General features: G+C 65.5%; 22 protein-coding genes and 1 tRNA gene. 4 read left to right on the top strand and 19 right to left on the bottom strand.

The genetic code is table 11. The annotated features are described in order from the left end of the window. Window position 1: 1 nt before the first annotated feature. A complete protein-coding gene (locus DFP89_RS00365; RefSeq protein ID WP_114347402.1) occupies window positions 2–1,291 on the bottom strand; it encodes a PQQ-dependent sugar dehydrogenase in 1,290 nt (429 codons plus the stop codon). Window positions 1,292–1,420: 129 nt separating this feature from the next. Between DFP89_RS00365 and DFP89_RS00360 the strand changes: the two genes are divergently transcribed. Further along, entirely contained in the window at window positions 1,421–2,470 is a 1,050-nt protein-coding gene (locus tag DFP89_RS00360) for an alkane 1-monooxygenase (RefSeq protein ID WP_114347401.1), read from the top strand. A gap of 71 nt (window positions 2,471–2,541) precedes the next feature. On the opposite strand, the gene pgi is transcribed toward DFP89_RS00360, so the two are convergent. The 5 genes from pgi to DFP89_RS00335 all read right to left on the bottom strand — a co-directional run bounded on the left by pgi (window position 2,542) and on the right by DFP89_RS00335 (window position 8,104). Continuing rightward, on the bottom strand, window positions 2,542–4,146 hold the full coding sequence (gene pgi / locus DFP89_RS00355; RefSeq protein WP_114347400.1) for a glucose-6-phosphate isomerase: 1,605 nt from the start codon (window positions 4,144–4,146) through the stop codon (window positions 2,542–2,544). A gap of 1 nt (window position 4,147) precedes the next feature. Then, complete coding sequence (gene pgl / locus DFP89_RS00350; protein WP_181870217.1) at window positions 4,148–4,816, bottom strand: 6-phosphogluconolactonase; 669 nt, start codon at window positions 4,814–4,816, stop codon at window positions 4,148–4,150. A gap of 2 nt (window positions 4,817–4,818) precedes the next feature. Continuing rightward, window positions 4,819–6,270 carry a glucose-6-phosphate dehydrogenase gene (gene zwf / locus DFP89_RS00345; RefSeq protein ID WP_114347398.1) on the bottom strand — a complete coding sequence of 484 codons (1,452 nt, stop codon included), beginning with the start codon at window positions 6,268–6,270 and terminating at the stop codon, window positions 4,819–4,821. A gap of 83 nt (window positions 6,271–6,353) precedes the next feature. After that, a complete protein-coding gene (locus DFP89_RS00340; RefSeq protein ID WP_245948554.1) occupies window positions 6,354–6,911 on the bottom strand; it encodes an RSP_2648 family PIN domain-containing protein in 558 nt (185 codons plus the stop codon). Continuing rightward, the gene (locus tag DFP89_RS00335; protein ID WP_114347396.1) at window positions 6,908–8,104 is read right to left on the bottom strand and encodes an RSP_2647 family RNA methyltransferase; all 1,197 of its coding nucleotides are present in this window, start codon (window positions 8,102–8,104) and stop codon (window positions 6,908–6,910) included. Before DFP89_RS00335 ends, DFP89_RS00340 begins: the two co-directional genes overlap by 4 nt. Before the next feature lie 118 nt (window positions 8,105–8,222). On the opposite strand from DFP89_RS00335, the gene edd reads away from it, so the two are divergent. Next, a complete protein-coding gene (edd, locus tag DFP89_RS00330) occupies window positions 8,223–10,025 on the top strand; it encodes a phosphogluconate dehydratase (RefSeq protein ID WP_114347395.1) in 1,803 nt (600 codons plus the stop codon). Window positions 10,026–10,092: 67 nt separating this feature from the next. On the opposite strand, the gene DFP89_RS00325 is transcribed toward edd, so the two are convergent. The 7 genes from DFP89_RS00325 to DFP89_RS00295 all read right to left on the bottom strand — a co-directional run bounded on the left by DFP89_RS00325 (window position 10,093) and on the right by DFP89_RS00295 (window position 15,103). Next, on the bottom strand, window positions 10,093–10,614 hold the full coding sequence (locus DFP89_RS00325) for a PAS domain S-box protein (protein ID WP_114347394.1): 522 nt from the start codon (window positions 10,612–10,614) through the stop codon (window positions 10,093–10,095). Window positions 10,615–10,680: 66 nt separating this feature from the next. Then, complete coding sequence (locus DFP89_RS00320) at window positions 10,681–11,139, bottom strand: arsenate-mycothiol transferase ArsC (protein ID WP_114347393.1); 459 nt, start codon at window positions 11,137–11,139, stop codon at window positions 10,681–10,683. A 3-nt stretch (window positions 11,140–11,142) separates the two neighbouring features. After that, window positions 11,143–11,634, bottom strand: coding sequence for a UPF0262 family protein (locus DFP89_RS00315; protein WP_114347392.1), 492 nt, complete (start codon window positions 11,632–11,634; stop codon window positions 11,143–11,145). Beyond that, window positions 11,631–12,941, bottom strand: coding sequence for a histidinol dehydrogenase (gene hisD, locus DFP89_RS00310; protein WP_114347391.1), 1,311 nt, complete (start codon window positions 12,939–12,941; stop codon window positions 11,631–11,633). Before hisD ends, DFP89_RS00315 begins: the two co-directional genes overlap by 4 nt. Before the next feature lie 217 nt (window positions 12,942–13,158). Next, window positions 13,159–13,638: a DUF2948 family protein gene (locus DFP89_RS00305; RefSeq protein WP_114347390.1), complete on the bottom strand. Its 480-nt coding sequence runs from the start codon at window positions 13,636–13,638 to the stop codon at window positions 13,159–13,161. Continuing rightward, window positions 13,631–14,914, bottom strand: coding sequence for a UDP-N-acetylglucosamine 1-carboxyvinyltransferase (gene murA / locus DFP89_RS00300; protein ID WP_114347389.1), 1,284 nt, complete (start codon window positions 14,912–14,914; stop codon window positions 13,631–13,633). Before murA ends, DFP89_RS00305 begins: the two co-directional genes overlap by 8 nt. Further along, a complete protein-coding gene (locus DFP89_RS00295) occupies window positions 14,915–15,103 on the bottom strand; it encodes a hypothetical protein (protein WP_114347388.1) in 189 nt (62 codons plus the stop codon). Window positions 15,104–15,257: 154 nt separating this feature from the next. Here DFP89_RS00295 and DFP89_RS00290 point away from each other — a divergent pair. After that, a tRNA-Thr gene (locus DFP89_RS00290) sits at window positions 15,258–15,332 on the top strand. Between the two features lie 583 nt (window positions 15,333–15,915). On the opposite strand, the gene DFP89_RS00285 is transcribed toward DFP89_RS00290, so the two are convergent. Genes DFP89_RS00285 through DFP89_RS00260 form a run of 6 tightly spaced genes read right to left on the bottom strand, consistent with a single transcriptional unit; the run spans window position 15,916 to window position 20,915 of the window. Further along, the gene (locus DFP89_RS00285) at window positions 15,916–16,884 is read right to left on the bottom strand and encodes a hypothetical protein (protein WP_114347387.1); all 969 of its coding nucleotides are present in this window, start codon (window positions 16,882–16,884) and stop codon (window positions 15,916–15,918) included. A gap of 1 nt (window position 16,885) precedes the next feature. Further along, window positions 16,886–17,359, bottom strand: a complete 474-nt coding sequence (locus DFP89_RS00280) for a hypothetical protein (RefSeq protein WP_114347386.1) — start codon at window positions 17,357–17,359, stop codon at window positions 16,886–16,888. An 18-nt stretch (window positions 17,360–17,377) separates the two neighbouring features. Continuing rightward, window positions 17,378–18,241 (bottom strand): DUF4150 domain-containing protein, encoded by an 864-nt coding sequence (locus DFP89_RS00275; RefSeq protein ID WP_220269788.1) that lies wholly within the window; start codon window positions 18,239–18,241, stop codon window positions 17,378–17,380. A gap of 56 nt (window positions 18,242–18,297) precedes the next feature. After that, window positions 18,298–19,344, bottom strand: a complete 1,047-nt coding sequence (locus DFP89_RS00270; RefSeq protein WP_220269787.1) for a beta-ketoacyl synthase N-terminal-like domain-containing protein — start codon at window positions 19,342–19,344, stop codon at window positions 18,298–18,300. Window positions 19,345–19,346: 2 nt separating this feature from the next. Further along, window positions 19,347–20,429, bottom strand: coding sequence for a DUF2169 family type VI secretion system accessory protein (locus tag DFP89_RS00265; protein ID WP_147273256.1), 1,083 nt, complete (start codon window positions 20,427–20,429; stop codon window positions 19,347–19,349). A gap of 57 nt (window positions 20,430–20,486) precedes the next feature. Next, a complete protein-coding gene (locus DFP89_RS00260; RefSeq protein WP_114347382.1) occupies window positions 20,487–20,915 on the bottom strand; it encodes a DUF6484 domain-containing protein in 429 nt (142 codons plus the stop codon). On the opposite strand from DFP89_RS00260, the gene tssA reads away from it, so the two are divergent. Continuing rightward, window positions 20,914–22,308 (top strand): type VI secretion system protein TssA, encoded by a 1,395-nt coding sequence (tssA, locus tag DFP89_RS00255; protein WP_245948553.1) that lies wholly within the window; start codon window positions 20,914–20,916, stop codon window positions 22,306–22,308. The two genes, DFP89_RS00260 and tssA, sit on opposite strands and share 2 nt — an antisense overlap. Window positions 22,309–22,334: the final 26 nt, after the last annotated feature.

Genomic DNA, 22,334 nt, shown 5'->3' with positions numbered 1-22,334 from the left:
GTCAGGCCGCGCTGACCCGCCAGATCACATCGCCCACATCATCGGCCATCAGCAGCGATTTTCCGTCCGGCCCCACGGCCACGCCTACCGGCCGGCCATAGGAAAACTTCTCGTCCGGCGACAGAAATCCGGTCAGAATATCGCGCGCCGGACCCGAGGGGCGGCCATTTTCGAAGGGCACGAAGATCAGCTTGTAGCCCGACAGCGTCGAGCGGTTCCACGACCCGTGCTGGCCGATGGCCATGCCCTCCGGGAAACCGGGCAGCGTGCCCGCCGGCACCCAGCACAAGCCCAGCGAGGCCGTATGCCCCCCCAGCGCATAATCGGGGGTGATGGCACGCGCGACCGAGGCCGGGTCCTGCGGCACCCGGTCATCGACCGTGCCGCCCCAATAGGAATAGGGCCAGCCGTAAAAGCCCCCCTCCTGCACCGAGGTCAGGTAATCGGGCGGCGTCTCGTCCCCCAGCCCGTCGCGTTCGTTGACCACGGTCCAAAGCGCACCGGTCACCGGCTCCCATGCCATGCCGACGGCATTGCGCAGGCCCCCGGCAAAGATGCGCGCCTGTCCGCTTTCCAGATCCAGTTCCCAGATCGCGGCGCGGCCTTCCTCGGCCTCCATGCCCTCATCGGCGATATTGGTCAGCGAGCCCACGCCCGCATAGATGCGCTTGCGGTCGGGCGAGACGATCAGGCTGCGCGTCCAGTGCCCGCCGGGCTTGAAGGTCACCAGCTTGCGCCCCGGCCCGGTCAGCCGCGAGGCGCCGGGCTGATAATCGAAGGCCACAATGCCGTCGGTATTGCCGACATAGAAAATGTCCCCGACCAGCGCCATGCCAAAGGGCTGGCGCTGGCCATCCAGAAAGACCTCGCGCGTTTCGGCCACGCCATCGCCGTCGCTGTCGCGCCACAGGCTGATGCGGTTGGCGCTGGCACCAAGCGCGCGGGCGCGGCGCATGGTCGCCTGCATGGCGCGGTCCATGAGGCTTCGCGGCGGGCCGGCCTCTTGCAGGGCCTCGGCGACCAGCACATCGCCATTGGGCAGCACCTCGATCCAGCGCGGATGCTGCAGGTCGCGGGCAAAGGCGTTGACGCGCAGACCGGGCGCGGGCACCGGGGCCTCATTTCCCTGCCAGCCACGGGCGGTTGGCATCTTCAGCGTCATGATGCCCTGTTTCCGCGCCTCGGGGATTTCGGGGCGGGCACCGAAGGCGGTCTTGCCGGGCGCATGCACGCGCCGCATCCGCACCATGGCGCCGCCGACGATTTCGGTGAGTTTGGCCATCAGGTCCATGCCGCTAGTCTCCGTGTTCCGCGTCGGACGAAAGCTAAACGAGCAGGTTCAGGGGTCAATCCGCGATTTCGCCTAGAGGTGGTGAAGGCCGGAAAATCGGGATATGAGCATGAGAAAATTGGTGCCCGCATGCCCGACCTCTTTGACCGCCCGGCCTCGATCCCCGCTTTTGCGCTGTTTGCGCTGTTGCCCGGTTTTTTGCTGCTGGCGGCGTGTCTGCTGGGCGGGGGCTGGATCTGGGCCGCGCTGATCTGGATGGCGGGGGCAAGCCAGATCGTCGATACGGTGATCGCGCGCGGCTTTGCCGATCCGGCAAGCGAGCAGGCGCCACCGGGCACGGACGGGCTGTCGGTGGTGCTGGCGGGGTTGCATTTCGTCCTGATGATCGCCGGGCTGGCGGCCCTGACCGCCGCGGGAACCGGCGCGGCTCAGCGGATCGCGCTGTTTCTTGCGCTGGGGCTGTTCTTTGGACAGGTCTCGAATTCGAACGCGCATGAGCTGATCCATCGCGGATCGCGGGCGCTCTACCGGCTGGGGGCGGCGGTCTATGTCAGCCTGCTGTTTGGGCATCATACCTCGGCGCATCGGCTGGTCCATCACCGCCATGTGGCGACCGCGCTGGACCCGAACTCGGCGCGGCTGGGGGAAAGCTTCTGGCATTTCTTTCCGCGCGCCTGGTTCGGGTCGTTCCGCGCCGGGCTGGCCGCGGAACGGGCGCTATCGGCTGCGAAACCCGGCCGGATGAACCCCTATCTGGTCTGGGTCGGCGGCGGGATCCTGTGCGGCCTTGCCGTGCTGCTGGCCTTTGGCGGCGCGGGGCTGGGCTGGTATCTGGGGCTGTGTCTTTACGCGCAGATGCAGTTGATGCTGTCGGATTACGTCCAGCATTACGGGCTGGAGCGAGCCCTGCGCCCGGATGGCCGGCACGAGCCGGTCGGGCCGCGCCACAGCTGGGACGCGCCACATTTCCTGTCCTCGTTGATGATGGTGAATGCACCGCGCCATTCAGATCATCACAGCCACCCCTCGCGCCCCTATCCGGGCTTGCGGCTGGGGCGCGAGGAAAGCCCGCGCCCGATGCTGCCCTATTCGCTGCCGGTGATGGCCAGCATCGCCACCCTGCCGCGCCTGTGGCGGCGGGTCATGGACCGGCGCGTCAAGCGGATGCGGGACGGCTGAGGGCGGGTCCGGAATGGTCAGGGGCGGCGCTTGCGGCACCGCCCCATGGATATTTTCATGAAGAAGAAAGATCAGCCGCGCAGTTCGCGCACCAGATGCGCCAGATGCAGGGTCGAGGGGTCATGGCCGGGGGCGGGTTTGCCCTCAAGCAGCGGGGCGACTTTCAGCGCCAGTTCCTTGCCCAGCTCGACCCCCCATTGGTCAAAGCTGTTGATGCCCAGAATGACGCCCTCGGCAAAGACGCGATGTTCGTAAAGCGCGACGATCTGGCCCAGGGCATAGGGGGTCAGCTGCTGGATCAGCAGCGTGGTCGAGGGGCGGTTTCCGGGGAAGACGCGGTGGCGCGCCTGCCGGTCGAGTTCCGCGCCCGTCAGGCCCTTGGCCTGCATCAGGGCGCGCGCCTCGTCCAGCGAGCGGCCGCGCATCAGCGCCTCGGATTGGGCAAGGCAGTTCGCGATCAAAAGCAGGTGCTGATGCGCAAGGTCGGGTTCATGGCCGCGCGCGGCGACGATGAACTCGCAAGGCACCACCGCCGTGCCCTGATGGATCAGCTGGTAGAAGGCGTGCTGGCCATTGGTGCCCGGCTCGCCCCAGACCACCGGGCCGGAAACCAACGCCAGATCGCTGCCATCCATGGCGACGCGCTTGCCGTTCGATTCCATTTCCAGCTGCTGCAGATAGGCCGGCAGCCGCGCGAGGCGGTTGTCATAGGGCAGCACGGCACGGGTCGCGTAGCCGCAGATCTGGTGATGCCAGATGCCGATCAGCGCCAGCAGGATCGGCAGGTTCCTGTCGGCCGGAGCCTCGCGGAAATGACGGTCCATGGCAGCGCCGCCAGCCAGAAAGCGGTCGAAATTCTCGGGGCCGATGGCGATCATAAGCGACAGGCCGATCGGACCCCACATGGAATAGCGCCCGCCGACCCAATCCTCGAAGCCGAAGACGCGGGCCGGGTCGATGCCCCATTCGCCGGTCCTGTCCTGCGCCGAGGAGAGCGCCGCAAATTGCGCCGCCGGGACCTTGACCTTGCGCGCCATCCAGTCGCGGGCGGTCTGGGCATTGGTCATCGTCTCGATGGTGGTGAAGGTCTTTGAGGCCACGATGATCAGCGTGGTTTCCGGGTCGAGTCCTTTCAGCGTATCGGCGATATCGGCGCCGTCCACGTTCGAGACGAAATGCACCCGCGGCCCGTCATGGAAGGGCGACAGCGCCCGCGTCGCCATGGCCGGCCCCAGATCCGAGCCGCCGATGCCGATATTGACCACATCGGTGATGCGCCCGCCCTGCCCGGTAAAGCGGCCCGAGCGCAGGTCATTGGCAAAATCGCTCATGCGCTGGTGGGTGCGGCGCACCTCGGGCATGACGTCCTGACCCTCGACCTGAACGCTGCCGCCCAGATTGCGCAGCGCGGTGTGCAGGACGGCGCGGTTTTCGGTCTCGTTGATGCGCTGGCCGCCAAACATGGCGTCGCGATGGGCGGCGACGGGCGCGGCCAGCTCCAGAAGCAGCCGCAGCGCGCCCTGATCGATCAGCGTCTTTGACCAGTCAAAGACCAGCCCGTCGGCATGGGTCGCGAAACTATCGGCGCGGGTGCCGTCGTCGTGAAACAGCGTCTCGATGCGCAGATCGCCCTGCGATTTGCGGTAATCCTGCAGTCTGGTCCAGATATCGCTCATGTCACTCTGCCCAATGTACGGTGATGTCACTCAGGAATTCACGGATCGGCGCCTCGGTCGGGTCAAGTTTCTGCGCCCGCTCAAGTGCCTCGCGCTTGTCGGCGCCGGTGATCAGCAGATGGGTGTGGATCGCCCCGCGCAGCGCCGAGGCGGTCAGGGTCAGGCGCGGCTCGTCCTTGACGCTGCGGATGGCCATGACCGGCGGCGCATCGGGCGCCAGCGCCAGCACGGTTTCCGAGGCGGCAGGGAAAAGGCTCGCCGTATGCATGTCATTGCCCATGCCCAGCAGCAGGACCGTGATCGGCAGATGCGGCGCGACGGCCTCGGTCAGGGCGGGGACCGCCTCTTCGGGGGTGGCGTCGCCGGTATAAAGGTCCAGATAACGCGCCGCCTGCGCCTTGTCGCGCAGCAGGTGCTGATGCAGGAGACGGCTGTTCGAGCGCGGGTTCTGCCCGTCGACCCAGCGTTCGTCATTGAGCATGACAGTGACGCGGGACCAGTCCAGCTCGCTTGCGGACAGCATCTCGAAGACCGGTGCGGGCGTGGTGCCGCCGGGCACGCAAAGACTGGCGCCGTCGCTCACGCGCAGATGCTGCGACAGCTGCCCGGCAAGCTTGCTGGCCAGGAACAAGGCCAGCATCTCGCGGTCGGGATATTCGATGAACTCCATGCTCATGAGCGGATCTCCCGCCAGCGGCGGTTGTCGCGGTGCAGAAGGCGCAGCGCCTCCTCGGGGCCGCTTGAACCGGAATCGTAGGGTTCGGGGCGTTTTGAGCCACTTTCCCAGGCAGCGATCACCGGATCGGTCCAGGCCCAGGCCGCCTCAAGCTCGTCCCCGCGCATGAACAGGGTCTGGTTGCCGCGAATCACGTCCATGATCAACCGCTCATAAGCGTCGGGCATGTCGGTGCCCTCGGTTCCCAGAGCATCGGCAAAGCTCATGTCCAGAGGCACCTGCACCAGACGCATGCCGCCCGGTCCCGGCTCCTTGATCATCACCGTCAGGTTCATGCCCTCGTTCGGCTGCAGCTTGATGACCAGCTGATTAGCCTTGTGCGAGCCGCCATCGTCAAAGATCGAATGCGGCGGTTCCTTGAAGGTGATGACGATTTCGCTGGTGCGGGCGCGCAGCCGTTTGCCGGTGCGCAGATAAAAGGGCGTGCCGGTCCAGCGCCAGTTCGCGATCCGAAGCTTCAGCGCGACGAAGCTTTCGGTGCGCGAGGCGGGATCGCCCGCATCCTCGAGATAGCCCGGCCCGTCCGGCCCGGCCTGATACTGGCCGCGCACGATATCCTCGGGCGCCAGCGGCTCGAGCGCGCGGATCACCTTGAGCTTTTCGTCGCGCACCGCATCGGGGTCGAAATGATAGGGCGGCTCCATCGCGATCAGGCACAGAAGCTGCATCATGTGGTTCTGCACCATGTCGCGGATGGCGCCGGAATGGTCGTAATATTCGCCGCGCCCGCCCACGCCCACGGTCTCGGCCACGGTGATCTGGACGTGATCGACGTATTGCGCGTTCCAGAGCGGCTCGAACAGGATATTGGCAAAGCGCACGGCCATCAGGTTCTGGACGGTTTCCTTGCCCAGATAATGGTCGATCCGGTAGATCTGGTTTTCGGCGAAATGCCGCGCCAGCGTCGCGTTCAGTTCGCGCGCGGTGGCCAGATTGCGGCCAAAGGGCTTTTCGACGACGATGCGGCTGTCAGCATCGGCAATGCCGTTATCGGCCAGACGCTCGGCGATATCGCCAAACAGCGCCGGCGCCACCGAGAAATAGAATGCATGGACCGCGCCCGGCCGCATCCGCGCCTTGAGTTCAGCCCAACCGCCGGTGCCGCGCGCGTCGATCGCGACATAGCCCAGCGTGTCCAGAAAGGCCGCAAGCTGCGCCTCGTCCTCATCGGGGCCGATGAATTCATGGATCGCCGCGCGCATTTCAGTGCGGAAGGCGTCGTCATCCTGTTTCGTGCGCGCCGCGCCGATGATTCGGGCGCTGGCGGGCATCTGCCCGGCCACAAAGCGCCGATACAGGCCCGGCACGATCTTGCGCCGCGCAAGATCCCCGGTCGCGCCAAAGATCACCAGATCAAAGTCTTCGACCGGAATGATGCGAGAAACCATGGCTGCCTCCTTGTCGCTGAAAAGCGGATTAGCCGATGTTAGCGTTAACAACAAGTCTTGTGATCCCGTTCGTCTCGTCAAGTTCAATTCTGTGGCAAGCCTTCGCCTGCATCCAGCCGCGCCATGGCCTTGGCCAGACGCGGCAGGCGGGCGCGGCGCATCAGTTCCTTGCGGGGCATTGCACCGCCAGCGGCGCGGGCGCGGGCCTCGGCACCGGCAATGGCGGCAAGGATCGGCTCGGGCGCTTGCAGGAAAAGCTCGCGCAGGAATTCGTCGGGGTGGATGGCCGACAGCCCCACCGCAGCCAGCGCGCCGCGCGGAAAATCGCGCAGATTGGCAGTCAAGATCCGGGATGCACCGGCGGCCAGCGCGGTCTCGACCACATGGCGGTCGGCCGGGTCGGGCAGATCAAGGCCCCGTGCATCCCCTGCCCCCTTGACCATCGCCTGCGGAAAACGCTCCTCGGTCAGGGCGATCTCGACCCCGGCATCAAGGTTCTGACGTGCGGCGGCATGGCGCCATTCATCCAGGATGCGCCGTGACCAGACCGGCTGGTAAAGGCCCGCCCCGGCCACATCCGTCAGGATCTCGCGCAGGACGGTGGGGTAAAGGACGCAGGCGTCCAGAACCGCCCTCATCATCCGTCCAGCCGGAAGAACAGCGCCTTGAGATAGCCCGTCTCGGCCAGTTGCGGCAGCGTCGGGTGATCGGGGCCGGCCTGACCGCTGTGCAAAAGCTGCATCCGCCGCCCGCCGCGCCCGATGCCGCGCGCGCTGGCATTGCGAAAGGCCGACAGATCGGCAGCATGGCTGCACGAACACAGTCCCAGATACCCGCCCGGCGCAACCAGCGGCGCGGCCAGCTTCGCCACCCGCTCATAGGCGCGCAGCCCGGCCTCAAGCGCCGGTTTCGAGGGCGCAAAGGCCGGCGGGTCGCAGATCACCAGATCGAACTGCGCCCCCTCGGCGGCCAGCGCCTCAAGCTGGGCAAAGGCATCGCCCTGCCGGGTGACCAGCTGCGCCTCGGCGCCCATGGCGCGGGCGCCGCCCCGGGCCAGCTCCAGCGCCGCGGCCGAGCCATCGACACAGGTCGCCTGCGTGGCCCCGGCCGCCAGCGCCGCAAGGCCAAAGCCGCCAACATGGGAAAACACGTCCAGCACCCGCGCGCCGCCCGCGAGCCGCTGCGCAAAGGCGTGGTTCGGGAGCTGGTCATAGAACAGCCCGGTCTTTTGCCCCTGCGTCAGGTCGGCCAGATAGATGGCGCCGTTCATCGGCACCTCGACCGGGCCGCTGACCCCGCCCGAAAGAACCTCCATCCGCTCGTCCAGCCCCTCAAGGCCGCGAGCGCGGCCCTGCCCGTTCAGGATCACCGTGGTGACGCCGGTCACCTCGCGCAGCGCCCCGGCGATGTCGGCGACCATACGCTCGGCCCAGGCGGCATTGGGCTGGATGACGGCTGCGTCACCAAAGCGGTCGATGATGGTGCCCGGCAGGCCGTCGGCCTCGGCATGGACCAGCCGGTAAAAGGGCTTGTCGTATAGCCGCTCGCGCAGCGCCAAGGCCCGGCGCAGCCGCGCCGCGATCCAGTCGCGGTCGATATGCGTCTGCGGATCGGGATCCATGACCCGCGCGATAATGCGCGAATCAGGGTTCACCGTGACCAGCGCAAGCGGCTGGCGCTCGGCATCCTCAAGCACGGCAAAACTGCCCGGCGCGATGGCCTTGGTGCGCCGGTCGGTCACCAGTTCATCGGCAAAGACCCATGGGAAGCCATGGCGGATCGCCTGCGGTTTTGACTTGGGACGCAAACGGATAATAGGCAGATCGGCGGTCATGCTGGGCCTCATGGGGAACGGCGCAGGATTGCCACGCAAAGACGCTGCGGGCAAGAGCGAGCCGGTTGCATTGTTACCGCTAACGGACTACATTATAGACAAACGGAGGAAGCACGCCATGACCCTGCACGCCACCATCGACCGTGTCACTGATCGCATTCGCGAACGCTCGGCCAAAGCCCGCACCGCCTATCTGGCCAAGATCGCCCGCCAGGCCGAGGAAGGGCCCCGCCGCGCGCATCTGTCCTGCGGCAACCAGGCCCATGCCTATGCTGCGATGCCCGACAAGGACGAGATGGCGGGCACCCGCAAGCCCAATATCGGCATTGTCACCGCCTATAACGACATGCTGTCGGCCCATCAGCCCTATGAGCATTACCCCGACCTGATCCGCAAGGCGGCGCATGCGGCGGGGGCGACGGCGCAGGTGGCGGGCGGCGTGCCGGCAATGTGCGACGGGGTGACGCAGGGCCGCCCGGGGATGGAGCTGTCGCTGTTTTCGCGCGATGTGATCGCGCTGGCGACGGGCGTGGCGCTGTCTCATGACACCTTTGATGCGGCGCTGTATCTGGGGGTCTGCGACAAGATCGTCCCGGGCCTGATCATCGCCGCAGGGACCTTTGGCCATATCCCGGCGGTCTTCGTGCCGGCCGGGCCGATGCCCTCGGGCCTGCCCAATGACGAGAAGTCCAAGGTCCGCCAGCAATTCGCCCTCGGCGAGGTCGGGCGCGAGGCGCTGATGGCAGCCGAGATGGCCAGCTATCACGCGCCGGGCACCTGCACCTTTTACGGGACCGCGAACACCAACCAGATGCTGATGGAGTTCATGGGCCTGCACCTGCCCGGCTCGAGCTTCGTGAACCCGAACACCCCCCTGCGCGAGGCGCTGACCACCGCCGCCGTCACCCGCGCCGCCGCGATCACCCGGCTGGGCAATGACTACCTGCCCGCGGGCGAGGTTTTGGACGAGCGTGCCTTCGTCAACGGCATCGTCGGGCTGATGTCCACCGGCGGCTCGACCAACCTGATCCTGCATCTGCCGGCCATGGCCCGCGCCGCCGGGGTGATCCTTGATCTTGAGGATTTCCACGACCTGTCGGAAAGCGTGCCGCTGATGGCGCGGGTCTATCCGAACGGTCTGGCGGATGTGAACCATTTCCACGCCGCAGGCGGGCTTGGCTTCATGATCGGGCGCCTGCTCGAGGCCGGGCTTTTGCACGAGGATGTGCGCACCATAACCGGCGGCGGGCTGGATCAATACGTGACCGAACCCAAGCTGCGCGACGGACGCGTCGAATGGGTCGAGGGCGCGCGCGAGACGCTGAACGACAAGATCCTGCGCCCGGCCAGCGACCCCTTTGCCAAGACCGGCGGGCTGAAGCAGCTGTCGGGCAATCTTGGCCGAGGCGTCATCAAGGTCTCGGCTGTCGCCCCCGAGCGGCACATCATCGAGGCCCCTGCCCGCGTCTTTGCCGATCAGGAAGAGGTCAAGGCCGCCTTCAAGGCCGGCGCCTTCACCGAGGATACCGTGGTCGTCGTCCGCTTCCAGGGCCCGCGCGCCAATGGCATGCCGGAACTGCATTCGCTGACCCCGATTCTGGCGGTGCTGCAGGATCGTGGTCTGCGCGTGGCGCTGGTCACCGACGGCCGCATGTCGGGCGCCTCGGGCAAGGTGCCGGCCGCGATCCACGTCTCGCCCGAGGCGGCGGATGGCGGCGCGCTGGCCATGATCCGCGATGGCGACATCATCCGTCTGGACGCCGTGAGTGGCACGCTGAGCTGCCTGACCGCTGGGTTCGAGACCCGCGAGCCCGCGCAATACGACCCCTCGCGATCATCCGAGGGGCTGGGACGCGAGCTTTTCGCCGCCTTCCGCGCCCATGTCAGCCCCGCGACCGAAGGCGCAGCCGTGGTCGTCTGACCGCCCGGGACGGGTGACGATGCAAGACAGGCCCCGGGTCAGATCTCTGGCCGGGGCCATAGCCCCTTTATCCATGCCGCGGATAGACCCGGCCATACCCCGCGGCGCTATCCCAGCGATCCGGCAGCTGTTCGACAGGGCGGCCCGGCAGTTGGATGATCGCGGCCCCCGCGCCAGCCAGTTCCGGTGCGACGCTGTGCAGGGGACCGTCCTCGCCAATCGATTCGCGCAGGAAGAGAACGTTCAGGCAGATATCGCCTCGCGAGTCGTGAATCGGACAGATCCGCGCATCGACCCGGAACCGCCGGCCCGCCTTTGAAATCTGGCACAGACCGTGGATGCGATGTTCCTGCCCGTGCCTGGCATCAAGCATGCTGCCCAGCCGCCCCGGCACCTTTTCCGACGGATCAAGCAGCACCATCACAGGGCGGCCGATCAACTCGTCGCAGCGATAGCCACACATGCGCAGGCAGGACTGGTTGACCGCCACGATCCGCCCGACAAGATCGAGAATCAGCACCGCACGATGGGTACGGATCGCCCGCATGGCCCATTCCATGTCGTGTTGAAGCAATTGGACATCCGACATCCGAATACTCCCAAAAGGATTTCCGGCATGTTGACATCAATTGCCTAAGATTCGGTTAGCGCTGACTTATTCGACGATTGGCGGCCCGAAACGCTCGATCATGCGCTTTTGGATCTGATCGCGGACGCTGCGATAAAGCGCCAGCTTGGCCTCGCGCCCCTCGGCCAGACCGGCAGGGTCCATGATCGCCCAGTATTCCACGTCCAGATGCGCGACGCGCGTCAACTCCAGCGCCATGCGCTGGCTGGCCGGCGACAGCGCCACAACCAGATCGAAACTGCCCAGATCATCGCCCCATTCCTTCATTTCCTCAAAGGAACGCGACCGGTGCGCCGACAGCTCGACATCGATTTCATGGCAGACGGCGACGGCGAATCCGTCGATCTCCATGTCGTTCTTGACCCCGGCCGATTGCACATAGGCGCTGCGGCCGTAGAATTTCTTCATCATCCCCTCGGCCATGGGAGAGCGGATGGCGTTGTGATCGCAGCAGAAAAGTACCGAATTGGGGATCGGTCCGGCCACGAATCACTCCTGGATCAAGGCGCAGATCAGGGTGAAAAGGCGTCGGGCAGTATCGATATCAATCTCGGCTTTGCCTTCGAGACGCTCTTGCAAGGTGCGGGCACCCTCGTTGTGGATGCCGCGCCGGGCCATGTCGATGGCCTCGATCTGCGCGGGCGGAAGGCGTTTGACCGCATCGAAATAGCTGGCGCAGATCTGGAAGTAATCCTTGACCGTCTGGCGAAAGGGCCCCAGCGAGAGGTGGAATTCGGCAACCTTTTCGCCGCCCTCGGTGGCGATGTCGAAGACCAGCCGCTTGTCGCGCACCGCCAGAACCAGCGCATAGGGGCCAGCGGGCGCGGGCTGCCCCTCGCGTCCGGGCAGGGTGAAGCTGTTGTCCTCAAGCAGGTCGAATACCGCGACGCGGCGGTCCTGCTCCATCTCGGGGGTGGGCGGCGGCAGCGCGCTGTCGTCGATGTCGATGCGCCCGATGCGATTCTTGGCGTTACCCTTCATCCCTGGTCCTCGTTCAAAACCGCCAGCCGCGCCGAGACGGACAGGCCATGCGCCGACAACCCTTCCGAGGCGGCAAGCCGCACCGCAGCCGGCCCGATCGCCGCCAGCGCCGCCGGCGTCAGCCGCGCCAGGGTCGTACGTTTCAGAAAATCCATCACCGACAGACCCGAGGAAAACCGCGCCGAACGCGCCGTTGGCAGGACATGATTCGGGCCGCTGACATAATCGCCGACCGCCTCGGGCGTCCAGCCGCCCAGAAAGATCGCCCCGGCATGGCGAGTCTTTTGGGCAAGCGCCTCGGGATCGTCGACGCAAAGCTCCAGATGCTCGGGCGCGATGCGATCTGACAGCGCAGCCGCCTCCTCCAGATCACGGGTGAGGATAATCGTGCCGTAGTCGCGCCAGCTTGCCCCGGCGACCGCAGCGCGCGGCAGGCCGGGCAGCAGACGCTCAACCTCGGCCTCGACAGCGCGGGCCAGATCCGCATCGGGGGTGATCAGGATCGATTGCGCATCGGCGTCATGCTCGGCCTGGGCCAGCAGATCCAGCGCCAGCCATTCAGGGTTCTGCGCGCCCTCAGCGATGATCAGCACCTCGGAGGGGCCGGCGATCATGTCGATGCCGACGCGGCCAAAAACATGGCGCTTGGCGGCCGCGACATAGGCATTGCCGGGGCCGGTGATCTTGTCGACCGCGCGGATGGTTTCGGTGCCGTAAGCCATGGCGGCAATCGCCTGCGCACCGCCAATGCGATAGATTTCATCGACACCGGCCAGTTCGGCCGCCAGCAGAACCAGCGGATTGACCACGCCATCGGGCGTCGGCACGCAGATCACCAGCCGCTCGACCCCCGCCACCCGCGCCGGAATCGCATTCATCAGGACCGAGGACGGATAGCTTGCCTGCCCGCCCGGAACATAAAGCCCCGCAGCGGATACCGGCGTCCAGCGCCAGCCCAGCGTCGCGCCTTCGGGGTCGGTCCAGCGCATGTCCTCAGGCATCTGGCGGGCATGATAGGCACGGATGCGGCTGGCGGCCATGGCCAGCGCAGCGCGGTCCTCGGGGGCGACCTTTGCGGTATGTTCGGTGATTTCCGCCTTGGAGAAGGCGAGGCTTGCCGGTGTCAGCGACAGCCGGTCGAAACGCGCAGTCAGATCGACCAGCGCCGCATTACCCCTGCCCCGGACCTCGGCGATGATCGCAGCCACGGCATCGTTCACGTCCGCCGCATCCTCGCGCTTCATCGAAAGCATCCCGGCAAAGCGGGTCTCAAAGTCGGGCTGGGCGGTCGAAAGGTGGATCGGCATGGGGCCTGCTCGGAGTGACTGCACCTTGTTAGCGGCTGCGCGAGGAGCGCTCAAGCGGCGATGACAATTCGAGGCATTCGTCCGATCCGCCAATGGCGCGGCCAGATATGGATATTTAAGTGAAGAAGAAAGGCAGGACGGACGGCCCTGTTTCTTCTTCATTCAAATATCCAAACCGCAGGTCGCGCCGCATTCCTGTCCGTGACATGATGCGCTGTCAGGTCTCGGGGTGCTGGGGTTGCTTGCGCGAAGGCGCGATATAGGGCCGGGTCACGTCGCGTAGCTCGACATTCAGGCATTCCGCGTGAACGGCCAGCGTGCCATCCCCGGCGAAATCCAGCAGCAGGCGGCCAGCCCCGTCGTCGCTCGGCTGCCATTGCAGCGCCAGCAGTTCCAGCACCAGATCGGTGGCGCGCCGGTCGATGCCGTCGCTTTGCACCTTTTGCACATCCGAGATCAGCAGCACCGCGCGCACCCGTTCATAGGGGCGATCCTCGCGCCGAGCCTGTTCGGCATCCTCCCAACGGAAGCGGTTCAGCAGCAGCGCCAGCTGGCGGTGGCGGCTGTCATATGACACGTCGCTGACCTGCAGCACCGCATCCTGCACAAGGGCCGAGATCACCGTCAGGTCTTCGGCATCGCCGGCCAGCAGCGCCAGAGGCGCGGGGTCGGCATCCGCAAAACGCGCGTCAGTCATGGGCAGGCGTCTCCTTGATACGTTCGATCTGCGCGCCGACGCCGCGCAGCTTGCGCACGACTTTTTCATAGCCGCGGTCGAGGTGATAGACGCGGCTGACGATGGTTTCACCCTCGGCCGCCAGACCGGCCAGGATCAGGCTGACCGAGGCGCGCAGGTCAGTCGCCATGACCGGAGCGCCGCGCAGCTTTTGCACGCCATGGACGGTGGCGTGGCCGCCATGGACCTCGATCCGGGCGCCCATGCGGGTCAGTTCAGGCGCGTGCATGAAACGGTTCTCGAAGATCTTTTCCTCAAGCACCGAGGTGCCCTCGGCCGTGCAAAGCAGCGCCATCATTTGCGCCTGCAAGTCGGTCGGAAAGCCTGGGAAAGGCTCGGTGATCACGTCGACCGCCCGCACCCGGCCGTTCTTGCGCGACACTTTCAAGCCGCGATCGGTCTCGGTGATGGAGACGCCGGCCGCGTCGAGTTTTTCGCAAAATGCCGCCAGCAGGTCGATGCGGCCACCAAGGCACTCGACCTCGCCGCCGCAGATCGCCGGGGCCAACATATAGGTGCCCAACTCGATCCGGTCGGTGACGACGGGATGGGTGGCGCCGCCCAGCGAACGCACGCCCTCGACGGTGATGATCGAGGTTCCCTCGCCCTCGATCTGCGCGCCCATGCGACGCAGGCATTGGGCAAGATCGACGATCTCGGGCTCGCGCGCGGCGTTCTTGATGACCGTGGTGCCGCGCGCCAGCGTCGCCGCCATCAGCGCGTTTTCCGTCGCCCCGACCGAGACGATGGGAAAGTCGATGACCGCACCCTTGAGGCCCCCTGCCGGGGCCTTCGCATGGACATAGCCGTCGCGCAGGTCCAGTTCTGCCCCCATCGCCTCAAGCGCCTTGAGATGCAGGTCCACCGGTCGCGCACCGATGGCGCAGCCGCCGGGCAGCGACACGATGGCATGGCCGTCGCGCGCCAGCATCGGCCCCAGCACCAGGATCGAGGCCCGCATCTTGCGCACGATGTCATAATCGGCCGTGTGATTGTCCAGATCATGGCTGGAAAGCGCCAGCACCTGCCCGTCCTGCAAACTTGCCACCTCGGCCCCGAGCGAGCGTAAAAGCTCGGTCATGGTGCGGATATCCGAAAGGCGCGGCGCGTTGGTCAGCGTCAGCGGCTGGTCGGTCAGCAGCGTCGCCGGCATGAGCGTCAGGCAGGCATTCTTGGCCCCGGCAATCGGAATCTCGCCATTCAGCGGCCCGTTGCCCCTTACGATGATCTGGTCCATCTATTCCTCGTTCTCGGGCGCGCGTCCGTTTGGCGGCGTCTCTGGCCCGTTCTGCTCGTCCATCGCGATCCCCTCGCCCGCACGGGCGCGCCCCTGCGCCTTGCGCCGGGCCAGATTGGCCCTGAGCGCCGCCTTGAGCCGCGCCTCGCGTTTGTCACTGGCCTTGGGATCGTGGGGTGTTTTCGTCATGCCCCCTGTTAACGGTCTTGCGGCCTTCCGTCCAGCGGCGGCGCCAGAACCATGCGCTGGATCGGCAGGGAATAACGAAACGTGACCGAAGACAGATTTTTCGCCGCTACCCTCTTGCGCCCCGTTCACACTCGGTCTAAAGCCCCCGCACAGTGCTGTGGTAGCTCAGTGGTAGAGCACTCCCTTGGTAAGGGAGAGGTCGAGAGTTCAATCCTCTCTCACAGCACCATCTTCCCGTTGATATCGAAGAAACTCCCGCATTATCAGGGCCGTGGCCTGCCTCACTTGTATACAGGGCTGGTATACACGGGCTTGAGAATGTCTGCTCCTTGGAAGCATCCAGACACGGGCGTGTTCTACGTCAATGAGCCTGTTCCGGCTGCTGTTCTGGACAGAGACACGGGCAGGAAACTGACCCCCACCGTTGCTGGTCAGGGCCATTCCGTGACGGTGGGGAACGCTGTCAAACTGTCACTGCGGACCAAGGACGCCACCACCGCCAAGGAACGCTTCAGGGACGCCACAGCAGCGCTTCAGGAACATTGGCGCTGATCCAGCAGGAAGCCGCAACCGGGCCTGTGCGACTCACCCAAAGGCGGACGGAAGCCCTTGCTGGGGGCCACTGCCGCGACCCGTATAGCGAGACGCACGAGAACCCCGGCCACCCTGATGATTGGGACGATGGGCTGTCCGCGCTCCATGACATTGGCGAAACCGAAGCGGGGCGAGAAAAGCCGCATCCGACCGGTTCAGATCACGAAAAGGCCGACAATCGCCGGATCCGGAGACGCATCGGGAAATACCGGCACGACCTAATCGGCCGGAAGATAGATCTCCACCGCAAGCACCCCATTCGTCATGGTCGAATACTCGATCCGGGTCACAAAGCGCTCGCCTGGCCAATCCGCAAACAGGGTGAAGTCGTCCTCGCTTTCAGAATCCGGCGGGCTGCCGGCGCAGGCAAGAACCTCGGACCAGCCGCATCCGAACCGCAGGCCACCGGGCAGATCACCGGGCCAGACCGCCGAGCCGTAGCGGCGGTCCCCCGTCAACTGCACCAAGGCCAGAACCATCTCGTCGTCCACGCGCTCGAATTCGAGATAGGCGCCAAGATCCTCGCGCAGATCCATGATCGAGGATGACTCGTCGATCCATTGCAGCCTGTGCGGATAGCCCAGGGAATGCAGCCCCTGCCGCGTCTTCGGATCGTCGACCGGCACGCCGAGAAGCGCGCCGAGCTGGCGCAATGACGGGTAGTTTTCGGCCTGATCGGGACCCTCGCCGGCAGGAGGCTGGCACAGCAGCACGACGAATGACAGGATACCCCCGTCAAGATAGCCGCAAGTGACCATGAAGCCGTCAAAGGCCCAGGTATCAAGCTCGCGGGACCGGCGCTCCTTTGCCAGCGGGTCCAGCTTTGCGCGGATCGTCTCGCGATCGTCGCCGTGATCGATCCCAAATGGCAGGGCGCCGAGATAGCTGGCTGCCTCGGGATGACTCGAATACAGATAGATCTGCGTCAGCAGCATCGGGCCAAGACCCCAGAGATCCGGCGGCTCGCCGTTGAAGGAAGCTTCGTCCTCGAAGCCGAACTCGATCCCGCGGGTGAGGTTCGCCAGCCAGTCCTGCGGGTTTGTGATCTCGGAATCGTCCGGTTCGTCGAAACTGTCGCGCTCGACGCTGGGCATGCGGGTAATCAGGAACTGCCGCAGCAATGCGACCACGGCCCGATCATCCTGCGGCAGGCCGAGATAGCCCAGCATCGGTTCGCGCGCGCGCATCTCAAACCTCTTCGGGAAGATAGACGGTCAGCGTCATGAATTCCTTGAAATCCTCGGAATACAAGGCCGTCACCACAAGACCGTCGATGATCCATTCGTCCCAGGCGTCCTCCTCGTCCGAGTCGCTGGGTTTGCCAAGCTTCTTGCGCAGGGTCTTGCGGGTGTCGTCGCGCGTGATTGCGAACGGCATCTGCCCGGTATAGCCCTCATCTCCATAGTCCTCCAGATGGATGGAGATGCCCGAGAATATTCCGACGCCATCCCCGTACTTGCCTTCATTCCCGAAATAGATCGGGTCGGTCACCGTCACGGTCAGCGCGCCCACATCCTCGCTTGCCTCGACATGATCGCGCGCGATGACCGGAATCTTCGTGATGCCGGCCGCGTGGAACTCGGCGACAAGTGCGGGGTCCAGCGTCGATTGGCCGAAATGGCGCGCCCAATCCGCATAGCTGGCATTTCGTGGGATCGTCATGGGTGTACTCCTTGCTGGCTATTTCCTTTTCCTTTTCTTTCCATATTTTTTCTCGCATTCGGCAACGGCCTTCTTGATCATCCGTTGCGGATCCTGCTTGCGCGCTTTTCGCGCAGCCTTCCTATAGGCGGCGGCGCAGGCCTTGTTCGTTTCGTTCCCGTTCTTGGCCTTTGCATCTAGGTGTTTCTGCATGGCCGCGAGATCGCGGTTGATCGCTTTCTTCATGGCCTCGGGCGAGCTGCTGTCGCTTGTGATCCGGGAGGTCGTGTTGCGTGCCCCACATGTGGGGCTGTAGCCGCGATGCGGAGATTTCGGAATGACGATGGCCAATCCACGGTATTCAAGTGCCGCAAGCACGCAAGCCCTTCCTTTTGGGCTTAGGCCTTGATACTTTTTGTTCTTCTTTGCGGCAGCGAAAAGCTGTGCCTTTGCGGGAACGTGATCCCGCTCGAACCTGCCAGCGGTCCGCTTCTGATTCTTGAGCGTGCCATAGCTGCCCACTTCGCCGCATTTATGAACGTATTTCTTGCCAGTCTTGGGGTCGATCACACCCGACAGATTGGCGGCGTTCTGGTTGTTGTGAAACAGCTTGTCGGTATGGCGGCAGGCGTTCTTGCCGTCGAATTTCACATCAAAGGAATAGGTGATCCAGTCCGTCGCCTTCATGTTGACGCCGGATTTCACCCCGCCCGCCGTGCCGGCCTCGTCGCCGTTCGAGGAACTGAATTGCGAGCCCTTGACCGCGATCATCTGGCCCTTGGCCTTGACCGTGGTGGTGCCATTCTGCAGCGTCGACTGGCTGGCGATATTGGGATAGGGGATCGGCACCGGGCCGCCGGGCGACGGCGTCTTGCAGACATCGGGGATCGTCGCCGTCGACATGCCGATGGTGCCTTTGTAGGTCAGGCCCAGACCGTTGACGACGATATGGGTGGGCATCAGCGGCCTCCCGCGCGGCGCAGGATGGCGGCGCCGCGTTGGCCTGCTGGCGAACTGGCCCAGATCATGCTGAGCGGGCCTTTCGAATAGCCCCGCGCCTCGGCTTCGGCGACAAGTGCGGCATAAAGCGGCCCCGAGGCCGCGCCGACATCGCCCCAGCAATCCGCCGGGGCCTCGAAATCGCCGGCATTGCGAAACAGCGCGGTGCTTTTCAGCACCGCAAAGCCGTATTCATTGCCCCGGTAACGCTCGCCGTTCATGTCGCACAGGATCCGGTCGACCTGCCGGTCGCCGGCCAGACCGGCCCCGCTGCCGGCTTCGTGAAACGCCGCGGCCAGCCCATGACCCAGCACGATATCCTCGGTCCGGATCAGGTTATCCTCGATCGCCGCGCCGACGCCGGCAAGGTCAAGAAGCGGCCGCAGCCCCAGCCGGCGGGCCGCGTCGGGGGCGGCCATCAGCACGAAGCCGGCCGCCTCGCCGGGACAGAAGCCATAAATATTGTCGTCGGAATGAAGTTGCTCGGTCTCATCAAGCCAGTCCAGGGTCTCGGGCGCCAGATAGCTGTCGACACCCCCGGCCAGCACCAGATCGGCCCGGCCCTCGGCGATGATGCGCGCGCCCGCCTCCATCGCGAGGATGCCGCCGGCATGGCCGCCCATCCAGGGCAGCACCCGGCCCGGTGCGAAGCGCGCGTCAAGCCAGGCGCTGAGCATCTCGGCCACGGCGGCGCCGGTTTCCGGCTCCTGTCCCGGACGCGCCTCGCCAAGGCTGAGGGTCAGGGCGATCCGCGGGACCGAGGCGATGCCCGCAAGCGGCGCCAGCGCCTCGGCCATGGCGGGAAGGGCCAGCGCCGCCAGCCGCTCGTCGCCAGCCAGTTCGATATCCAGCGCCGCGTCGCGCGTCACCTTCATAGGGGTCCCGAAACGGTCGATCATCGAAGGGTGCTCGCCAATTGCCGAAATCCCGCAGCGCACGGCCGCGGCGCTGGCGGCGCGGTTGAAGCCCAGAGGCGTGCGCGCCCCGATCCCTATGATCGCGGCCATCGTCATTGCAGCCAGACCCCGGTGGCGCGGACCGAATCCGGCGTGCCGATCCGCCGCCGCAGCCGGACCGTCGTGCCGACAAGCTTTTCCTCGCGCCCCGGCGGCACCTCGAGCGCGGACAGAAACACCAGCTCAAAGCGGCGGTAATCGGGCATCAGCCAAAGCGTGTGGATCGCCGGCCGCTGGCGGATATCGCGCCCGCCCTTGAAGCTGGTGATCACGTCAAGGACGAGGCGCGGCAGGATGAAGCCCAGAAACCCGTCCGGCGTCAGCCCGCCCAGCCGGACCTGCTCATAGCCGACAAGAGGCTGCCGGGTCTGCTGGTCGGCGGGGGCCGAGCGGAAATAGCGGCGGTCGAAATCCTCGGGCAGCAGCGGGTCACGCGTCTTTTGCCAATGCGCGTCATAGGTGCCGGCATAGCCGACGCGCGGCTTCCAGTGATGCGCGACGGGACCCAGCGCGGCCGGGCGGCCCGATCCCGGCCCGCGATAGGCGGCGTCGACATATTCCACATTCGGCGCCAGCGTCTCGTAGAGCCGCTCGACCGAGGTGGCGAACCCCAGACCGGCCGGGTTTTCGGCCACCCATTCCTGGTTCCGGGCCTGCTGGTCCCAGCCGCCATAGGTGCGCTCCCACATCAGCGGCATGGTCAGGAACGGCGCGGCGCCGGTGATGCCAAGCCCGGTGCCGCCCTTGTAGAGCCGCCTTTCGCCATGCACGGTCAGCGTCTTGTCGATCCCCGCGAGCATGATCCGCACCTGCGTGCGCAGCGCAGGCTGGCCATTCGGGGCATGGGCGCGGCCCTGCACCAGCACATCGGTTCCGTCCTTGTGCAGCACGAAATCGCTATCGACCAGCAGCCCGCTGCTTTGCGGATCGCCGGCAAAGACCGGCGCGCGCTGCACCTCGGTCTGCTTTTCGGCGGGCATCTGCTGCCCCTCCGCGTCGATGACAAAGGCCGCCCGCACCGCGACCAGCCAGAATTCCGCCCCCCGTTCATCGCGGGTCCAGGTCCGCTCGGCCGCGAAGGGGGTTTCATTGTTCAGCAACCACACGGAGCAGACCACCCGGCTGAAGGACCACATGCCGGCGCGCCGGTCCCCCTGCGCGCCCAAAACTGTTTCGCCCGCGCCGCCATGATCTCAGTTCAAGTCGATCGAGCCGCCGCGAATGCGGTTCGAGCGCGCGGCATGGCTGACCACATCCTGGCCGCGGATGGTGATGCGGCCGTCCTTTTCCATGATGATGGCCGACCGGCCGACGCGCAGTTCGATCCGCTGCCGGGCGCTGATCCTGACCGTTTCACCGTCGCTGACCACCATCGGCGGCCCGGATCCGTCGCCGCGCACCGGCTCGATGATGCGGCCGATGATCAGCGGCCGTCCAAGATCGCCATCCTCGAACAGCAGCGCGACCTCGGATCCCGGATCCTCTGCGGTCAGAGGGGTCAGGCTGCGGGCGGGTATCGCGTGGTCCTGCGGGTTCGAGGCGAACACGACCAAGGGAATGCCATCGCGGAACCCCAGCAGGAGTCCGATGACAACGCCATCCAAACGGTCCTTGATATCCATGAGCCGTCTCGCATTCGACGGAATAAGAATAAGCACAGTATTTCACGGCGGCTGCGATTCACCAAGGCTTGTAATCATCAAGCCTGCGAATTGCGCCAGACGGACGGCCTGCGCCGGCGAAAAGCCAATTAACCATCGGGCGAAACCGTGGCCGGCACTTATCCTTGGAGGCGTTGCCAGAATCGGGCTTATCTGTAAGACTGTGAGTTCAAGTGAATATCCTCAGATTATTTGTTACCTTTTTAGAAGGTATCGTGGCATGAATCTGGAGAGCCTCCTTGCTCCGCTTCCCGGTGACCAACCTTCGGGGGTGGAGTTGAGGAACGATGCGCGCTTCAACTCGGTCGAACGCCTGCTGGAACCAGCCGCGCGCGCCAATCGGGTCAAGGCCGACGGATCGGTCAACGAGTCCGCGCCGCCGGTGGATTGGGCGGAAATCGCCTCGCTGGGCGAGACGCTTGCAGCCGATGGCCGCGACCTGCGGCTGCTGGTGATCATGGTGCGGGTGCTTTTCGCGACCGAGGGGTTCGAAGGGCTGTCGCAGGGATTGGGCATGCTGAGCCGCAATCTCGATGAATACTGGGACAGCATTCACCCCGTCCTGCGCGCACGCGACGATCCGAAAATGGCCACGATGCCGCGGGCCAACGCATTGCGGCAACTGGAAAACGACGACAACGGCTTGCTGGGCGATCTGCGTTTCGGCGTCGTCTTCAGCCCGCGCGGAATCGGGCCGGTGTCCTACAGTGATGTCGCCTCGGTGCTCCTGTCGGATTTCGACGTGCTGAACCGGGCGGCCTCGGGTCTGAGCAAGGCCGAACAGGACGATATCCTTGCCCGTCACGGCGAGCGCGCCAGACGCGCCGCACTCGCCTGCCGTGTGATGGCCGCCGAACAGGCCGAGGATGTCGCGGCGATGGCAGCGGGCATTGGCGCGGCATTGTCCGGTCTTGAAAGGCTCGCGGCAAGTTTCGGCGAGAAAACCGGCTTCGGCGGCGATGGCGGGCTGGCCCTGACCGGATTGACCGGACTTCTGACCAGCTGCCGCAAGGCGCTGGAAAAGGCGCTGGCCGAGGCCAGTTCCGACGCCGCCGATCCAGGCGCGGCGGAACATGCCGGATCGACCAGCGACGCGTCGGCTCCGGCCGATGGCGCTGCCCCGGTGGCGAAGGCGCAGAATGGCGCAATTAATTCGCGCGATGATGTCGAATCGGCATTGGACCGGATCATTGCCTTTTACGAACGCTCGGAACCGTCCAGCCCAATCCCGCATGTCGCCCGTCGCCTGCGCCGGATGGTGTCGATGGATTTTCTGCAATTGATGCAGGAGGTGGCACCGTCGGGGTTGCGCGAATTCCGCGACATCGCCGGCATCAATAATAAAGAAAACTGAAAACCAGAGAATACGGATGGAAAAGC

The sequence above is a fragment of the Paracoccus lutimaris genome, assembly GCF_003337565.1.
Lineage (GTDB): Bacteria > Pseudomonadota > Alphaproteobacteria > Rhodobacterales > Rhodobacteraceae > Paracoccus > Paracoccus lutimaris.
This window is presented reverse-complemented; position numbering and strand designations above follow the sequence as displayed.